Source organism: Thermodesulfobacteriota bacterium (assembly GCA_040754335.1).
Classification (GTDB): domain Bacteria; phylum Desulfobacterota_D; class UBA1144; order Nemesobacterales; family UBA2774; genus 2-12-FULL-53-21.
In genome coordinates this window covers 345,359-351,956 of sequence record JBFMCV010000005.1, presented here as the reverse complement: position 1 = coordinate 351,956, position 6,598 = coordinate 345,359, and the positions used below count along the sequence as shown (strand labels likewise).

6 protein-coding genes are annotated in these 6,598 nt (G+C 54.1%); 2 read left to right on the top strand and 4 right to left on the bottom strand.

Annotation, left to right across the window (positions count from 1 at the left end; all coding sequences use genetic code 11):
• Positions 1 to 176: 176 nt before the first annotated feature.
• From groES to mutS, 3 genes are all read right to left on the bottom strand, one after another.
• Positions 177 to 467: a co-chaperone GroES gene (gene groES, locus AB1598_12520; protein ID MEW6145830.1), complete on the bottom strand. Its 291-nt coding sequence runs from the start codon at positions 465 to 467 to the stop codon at positions 177 to 179.
• 205 nt (positions 468 to 672) lie between these two features.
• On the bottom strand, positions 673 to 1,047 hold the full coding sequence (locus tag AB1598_12515) for a YraN family protein (GenBank protein ID MEW6145829.1): 375 nt from the start codon (positions 1,045 to 1,047) through the stop codon (positions 673 to 675).
• A gap of 13 nt (positions 1,048 to 1,060) precedes the next feature.
• Complete coding sequence (mutS, locus tag AB1598_12510; GenBank protein ID MEW6145828.1) at positions 1,061 to 3,664, bottom strand: DNA mismatch repair protein MutS; 2,604 nt, start codon at positions 3,662 to 3,664, stop codon at positions 1,061 to 1,063.
• Positions 3,665 to 3,885: 221 nt separating this feature from the next.
• On the opposite strand from mutS, the gene hisC reads away from it, so the two are divergent.
• The gene (hisC, locus tag AB1598_12505; GenBank protein ID MEW6145827.1) at positions 3,886 to 4,974 is read left to right on the top strand and encodes a histidinol-phosphate transaminase; all 1,089 of its coding nucleotides are present in this window, start codon (positions 3,886 to 3,888) and stop codon (positions 4,972 to 4,974) included.
• Positions 4,971 to 5,831, top strand: a complete 861-nt coding sequence (locus AB1598_12500; protein ID MEW6145826.1) for a prephenate dehydrogenase/arogenate dehydrogenase family protein — start codon at positions 4,971 to 4,973, stop codon at positions 5,829 to 5,831. The genes hisC and AB1598_12500 overlap by 4 nt, the downstream gene beginning before the upstream one ends.
• Before the next feature lie 23 nt (positions 5,832 to 5,854).
• Here the strand turns inward: AB1598_12500 and AB1598_12495 are convergent, their stop codons facing one another.
• A complete protein-coding gene (locus tag AB1598_12495) occupies positions 5,855 to 6,334 on the bottom strand; it encodes a gluconokinase (protein MEW6145825.1) in 480 nt (159 codons plus the stop codon).
• Positions 6,335 to 6,598: the final 264 nt, after the last annotated feature.

Genomic DNA, 6,598 nt, shown 5'->3' with positions numbered 1-6,598 from the left:
CCTTCGTTACCACGGGAGCTCCGAACGTCTTCTCTATAAGAACGTTCCTCCCCCTCGGCCCCAGCGTCGCCTTCACCGCGTTCGCCAGCGTGTTCACGCCCTTAAGTATCGCGTCCTGCGCCGCCCTGTCGAATTTTATCTCCTTCGCTGCCATTTCTTATTACCTCCGGTTTATTTTATGATTCGATTATTGCCAGAATATCGCCTTCGTCGAGTATGACGTAATCGTCGCCCTTGAAATTTATCTCCGTGCCCCCGTACTTCCCGAACAGCACCCTGTCTCCCTTTTTAACGTCGAGCGGCCTCGTCGTGCCGTTCTCCAGCACCTTGCCCTTGCCCACGGCAACCACTTCTCCCTCCTGCGGTTTTTCGGTCGCAGTGTCGGGGATTATGATCCCGCCCTTCGTTTTTTCAGGCGCGTCGACTCTCTTTATCAAAACCTTATCGTTAAGCGGTCTTACACCCATAAGAACAAACCTCCTGGATTGATATATAGTTGGGTTATCAAACTTAATTCAGATAAAAAACTAGCTATAAAATATGCACATATTTTTCGGTGTCAAGAGCAGGGATTGAAAAAAATTTTCCCCTGCACCCCTGATCTCTTTGCCTAATAATATCTAATATTTAATGGAAATTGCAATAAATAAGCGGCCGTGAGAGACCCGCCGCTCACATATCCGCTTCGAAGGCGTCCTTTATAATCCTGCTCGTTTGGCTCACGAGGTCGACGGAAACTACGTCGAAGCGCATGGGTCTTGGCCCGAGCTCCCTCGATTCGATATAGCTGTATGCGGCCGCCTGGATTCTCCCCTGCTTACGCCGGGTCACGGCCTCCTCGGGGAGGCCGAAATCCACCGAGGACTTCGCCTTGACCTCGACGAAGCAGAGAACCCCTTTTTTGTCCTCCGCAATTATATCGATCTCGCCCTGCCTGCACCTGTAATTCTTCTCGAGCACGCGGTACCTGTCCTTTTTAAGCGCCCTGCACGCGATGTCCTCGCCTTTCTTTCCGAGTGATTTCCTGTCCGTCGTCTCAGCCGGCAACGAATTGCACCTCTCAGTTATCCCCGCCGCCCCCGAGCTTGTTTTTAAGCTCGGCCAGTTTTGAAAGCGCGTCGAGAGGGGTCATGGAGTTGGTATCGAGCGCCTTGATTTCCTCTATGACCGGATGCTCCCGGACATCTTCCTTAAACCCTTCGTCCACGAAAAGGGATATCTGCCCCCCTGACATGGAAGACCTGAGCTCGGTCTGTGATTTTTCCAGCTTGGAGAGTACCTTCCGCGCGTTCCGGATCACCGCCTCGGGCACGCCTGCAAGCCTGGCGACCTGTATGCCGTAACTGTGGCTGGCCGCCCCGGGGATGAGCTTCCTCAGGAATACGATCCTTTCACCGTTATCCTTGACGTATATATTGTAGTTCTTTGTCCTCCGCTTCGACACGGCGAGCCCGGCGAGCTCGTGGTAATGGGTCGCGAAGAGCGTCATCGCGCCTCTGTCGTGAAGGTATTCCGCAACCGCCCACGCTATGCTCATCCCGTCAAATGTGCTCGTGCCCCTGCCAATCTCGTCCAGGATCACGAGGCTCCTCGCGGTCGCGTGCCTGAGAATGTATGCGGTCTCGACCATCTCGACCATGAAAGTCGAGTGCCCTTTGGCGAGGTTATCCGATGCGCCTACCCTCGTGAAAATCCTGTCGGTGATCCCGATGGTCGCGCGGGTCGCCGGAACGAAGCTACCCATCTGAGCCATTATCACGGAAAGGGCCACCTGCCTGATAAGTGTCGATTTACCGGCCATATTGGGGCCCGTGATTATAAGGAACTGGTTTTCATCCGTATCGAGCCTTATGTCGTTCGGGACGAAGCGCTCCCCCAGGTCCATCCTTTCTACGACAGGGTGCCTGTTGTTCTTGATATCTATTACGCCCGACGCGGCGATCTGCGGCCTCACATATGAGTATTTCTCAGCCGCTTCGGAAAGGGAGCACAGGACGTCCAGTTCGGCAATTAGGTATGAAGCGCGCCTGATCCTTTCCGATTCCCTCGCAACTTTCTTTCTCAGGTCCTCGAAAAGCTCCTTTTCGAGCTCGAGTATCCTGTCCTCGGCCCCCAGTATCTTCTCTTCGTATTCCTTAAGCTCCTCGGTCACGTACCGCTCGGCGTTTGCGAGCGTCTGTCTCCTTATGAATCTGTCGGGAACGAGAGAGAGATTAGCCTTTGAAACCTCCATGTAATAACCGAAAACCCTGTTGTAGCTCACCTTGAGAGAGTTTATGCCGGAGGCGCTTCTCTCCCTCGCCTCGAGCTCGGTGATCCACTTCCTCCCGTCCCGCCTTAGGGACCGGAGTTCGTCGAGCTCGCCGCTCACCCCCTCCCTTATCACACCTCCGTCCCGCGCGGTCACGGGAGGCTCGTCGACGAGTGTCCCTCCGATAATTCCCCTGAGGTCGTCCAAATCGTCAAGATTTTCGGCAATATTTTTCAATACCTCCCCGCCCGCGCCGTGAAGCGCGGATTTTATACTCCTTATAAACCGGGAGGAATCCCTGAGCGAACCCAGGTCCCGAGGCCTCGCGGACGAAGTCGCTATCCTCCCTATGAGCCTTTCTATATCGCTTATATCTTTAAGAGCGCCCCTTATCCCGCCCCTTACCGCCGCTCTTCTCTTAAGCTCATCCACAGCATCGAGCCTCTCCTCTATCGTGCCTTTGTCCAGAAGCGGGTAATTCATCCACCGCTTGAGGAGCCTCCCGCCCATAGCCGTCATAGTCTCGTCCAGCACCCAGAGGAGGGACCCTTCCGTGCCGCCGCCGGCCGGCTTAAGGAGCTCCAGGTTCTTTTTCGAGGAATCGTCTATCAGAAGAAACTCCGATTTCTCGTAGAACCCGGGCTCGTCGAGTGGCGGCATGTCCTCCATCTGCGTGTCCCTCAGATACTGGATAAGGGCGCCTGCCGCGGTAACGGCCTCGGGTTTGTCTTCGAGGCCCCAGGGCTCGAGCGTTTTCGATGACAGGTGCTCCTGCAGAAGCTCCCGCGCGCGGTCAGCGTCCCATACCCAGGAATCGAGAAGCGTGACAAGCGGGTTGGACGACTTGCCGAACGATCCCTCAAGCGCCCCGTTACCGCCGGATACATCCTGGAGGAGTATCTCCTTGGGCTCTATCTGATAAATCTCGTCCATCAGCTCCTCTATGGAGTTGAATACGGCCGTCCTGAAGAGCCCGGTCGAAATATCAGTGTATGCGAGCCCGTAAGTCCCGTTCCCGGCATAAACGCTCGCAAGATAGTTATTCGATTTGGAATCGAGGTTTTCCGAATCGAGAACGGCACCGGGGGTGAGCACCCTCACGACCTTTCTTTTTACGACACCCTTAGCCGATCTGGGGTCCTCTATCTGCTCGCAGACAGCGACCTTATGGCCGCTCTTGAGGAGCTTCGTTAAATAGGGCTCCGCGCTGTGATGCGGGACCCCGCATAGCGGGACCGGGTTCCTGTCCGATTTGTTTCTCGAGGTGAGCGCGATGCCCAGTATTTTTGACGCGACCTTCGCGTCCTCATAAAACATCTCGTAGAAGTCACCGAGCCTGAAAAAGAGAATAGAGTCCGGGTACTCCTTTTTCATCTCCAGATACTGCTTCAGCATGGGGGTTTGAGAGGACATGGATGAGTAGATTATATCAACTGGACGCCTAACTCTCAATTTGCGCCTGACCTAGTTCAATGGACCATGCGAGGGGTAATGCAATAGCGCCCGAGCTCACCGTCCTTGCCTCATATAGGCGCAGGTGATAGATTAATTCCTTTTATAAAGAAACCTGAGCACCCGGCTGCAGCGTATTTACGGTTAATCGCTCAAAAACAGGAGTTCCAGAGGGGACCGAATTGATAAAACCCAATCCATTTGTAAGTGACCTCATACCTTACGTACCCGGAAAGCCCGTCGAAGAGCTCGAAAGGGAGCTCGGGATAACTGGCGCGATAAAGATCGCGTCTAACGAAAACCCTGTCGGCCCGTCGCCCCTTGCATTGAGCGCGGCCGTAAAGGCGCTCGGCAACATTCACCGCTACCCGGACGGGGACGCATTTTACCTCAAACACAAACTTGCGGGCGTCCTCGATACGAAACCCGAGAGGCTTATATTCGGGAACGGGTCGAACGATGTGCTCGACATCGCAGCCAGGACGTTCCTCTCCCCGGGGGACGAGGCCGTCATGGGGGAGTTCGCGTTCATCGTGTACCCGATTGTGACCCAGGCGGTCGGAGCGAAGGCCGTAATATCCCCCATGCCCGACTACAAACATAATCTCAAGGACATGTTCTCGCGCATAACCCCCCGGACGAAGGCGGTATTCATCGCGAACCCCAATAATCCGACGGGCACGATGGTTAAGAGGGAAGAGCTCGAATGGTTTCTGGATAATGTCGGCGAGGACATACTCGTCGTCATAGACGAGGCCTACTTCGAGTATGTGGAAGACCACGAATACCCTGATTCCCTGCGATATCGGCATACTGGTAAATCCATACTCACTGTGAGGACGTTTTCCAAGATATACGGGCTTGCGGGCCTGAGGCTCGGTTACGGTGTCGCAGACGAAGGGATGATTTCGGCCATGCAGAGGGCGAGACACCCGTTCAATACGAGCTCCATCGCCCAGGAGGCCGCGATCGCCGCGCTCGACGACCATGGGCACGTGAAGAGGTCGAGAGATGTAAACAGGGAGGGGCTCGGGTATCTTAAAGACGAGCTCGGCAGGCTCGGAATAAGCTATACGCCCACTTATACCAATTTTATTCTTATCGATCTCAAAAAAGACCCCATGCCCCTCTATAATGCGCTTCTCAGGGAAGGGGTGATTGTGAGACCGGTCGGGGGCTACGGGCTGAAGACACACCTCCGCGTGACTATAGGGCTTCCCGATGAGAACGAGAGGTTCGTTAGTGCGATGAAGAAGGTCACAGGCAAATGAAGAAGAAGGAATTCGATAAAGTCACGGTAATAGGCCTCGGTCTCATAGGCGGCTCGCTCGCCTGGGCCCTCAAACGTTCAAAGCGGGTTAGGAATGTCTTTGGCGTAGATACGGATGAAGAGACTCTGGGATACGCGCTCGAGAAGCAGATAATCGACGAAGGGTCGGTCGACTTAGCTGAGGGTGCCGCCGGGGCTGAGATCGTGGTAATTGCCACACACGTCGGCGCTATTGTAAAAACAGCAAAGTCCCTCATCCCGCTTTTATCAGAGGGCACGATCATCACGGATGTCGGAAGCGTAAAGGGAAAAATCGTAAGAGAGATAGAGAAGATCATGCCTCCGCATCTCCACTTTCTCGGAGGGCATCCCATAGCCGGCACCGAGAATTCGGGGATTGCGAACGCGGACCCACGGCTCTTCAAGGGAAGGAGGTTTATTCTAACTCCTACCGAAAAAACCGCGCTCGTGGTAAAGAGCAGAATAGCAACCCTGTGGGAATTGGTCGGGAGCGAGGTGCACGAGATGGACATCGACGCGCACGACCGGGTTTTCGGCTTCGTGAGCCACCTCCCCCATGTCCTCGCCTATTCCCTCATCGACGCCATATTGTCGACAGGGGAACAGGACACGCTCCTGAGCTTCGCCGGGGGCGGCCTCCGGGATTACACGAGGGTCGCCGCGAGCTCTCCCGCGATGTGGTGTGAAATATTGATAGCAAACAAAGAGAACGTCCTTAAAGCCGTAAAGGAGTTCAAGAGCTCGCTCGATAAGATGGAGAATGCGCTTGCAAATGAAGATTCGGACTCATTAATAGACATGCTTGTAAAAGCATCCGATGCCAGAAGGAAAACGTGAAGTAAGCGGATTACCCCGATTGATCAACGCAAATTGAGCTTACCGATTATATCTTCTGCAATAGATTCCGGTTCCCGATCCGCACTCTCGGTGAGCACGTTCTCAGGCTCTTCCAGTGTTTGAAGCTGGTCCCCCAAAATGCGGGCGTCCGCAAAATGGCCCTCCCTGCCTTCGAGCCTCCGACGTATTAGCTCATCGCTCCCTTTCAGATAAACGAACGTGACCTCTTTATTACCATCGCTTAAGTAATCCCTGTAAGACTGTTTAAGGGCCGAGCAGGCGATGACGGCCGGACCCGGTTGCCCGTCGATTATGCGGCGGAGCTCTTCGAGCCAGGGACGCCTGTCGTCATCGGTCAAGGAGAGGCCCTGTCTCATTTTCTCGACGTTGCTTTCTGGATGGAAGTCATCCGCATCGTAGAACTCCCATCCGAGCTTTTCCGCGAGAAGCTTCCCTACAGTCGTCTTTCCGGCCCCCGCCACGCCCATGACTATCAGAATCATTTATATTCCCGGATTATCTGAGCTGTCTATAATTGTCTATTATAAAAAACCGTCTGAAAGAGCTCACGCGGCCAGGCGCGCTCACAAGAATTCACATTTACACGCCGTCGTAAGAAGAATCAATAGAAGAATCGAGATGCCGGTCAGGTAAAAGCGCATCCTCAGAACCTCATTACGAGAAGAGATTTACCCCCTTACCAGAATTATACAATTTTAATTTAGTTCTCAAAGTGTTTTCCGCCGTAGCCGTCCGTTCGACGGTAG

Coding starts and splice junctions, on each gene's coding strand:
- groES (MEW6145830.1), bottom strand. CDS start 467: ATGGGTGTAAGACCGCTTAACGATAAGGTTTTGATAAAGAGAGTCGAC.
- AB1598_12495 (MEW6145825.1), bottom strand. CDS start 6,334: ATGATTCTGATAGTCATGGGCGTGGCGGGGGCCGGAAAGACGACTGTA.
- AB1598_12500 (MEW6145826.1), top strand. CDS start 4,971: ATGAAGAAGAAGGAATTCGATAAAGTCACGGTAATAGGCCTCGGTCTC.
- mutS (MEW6145828.1), bottom strand. CDS start 3,664: ATGTCCTCTCAAACCCCCATGCTGAAGCAGTATCTGGAGATGAAAAAG.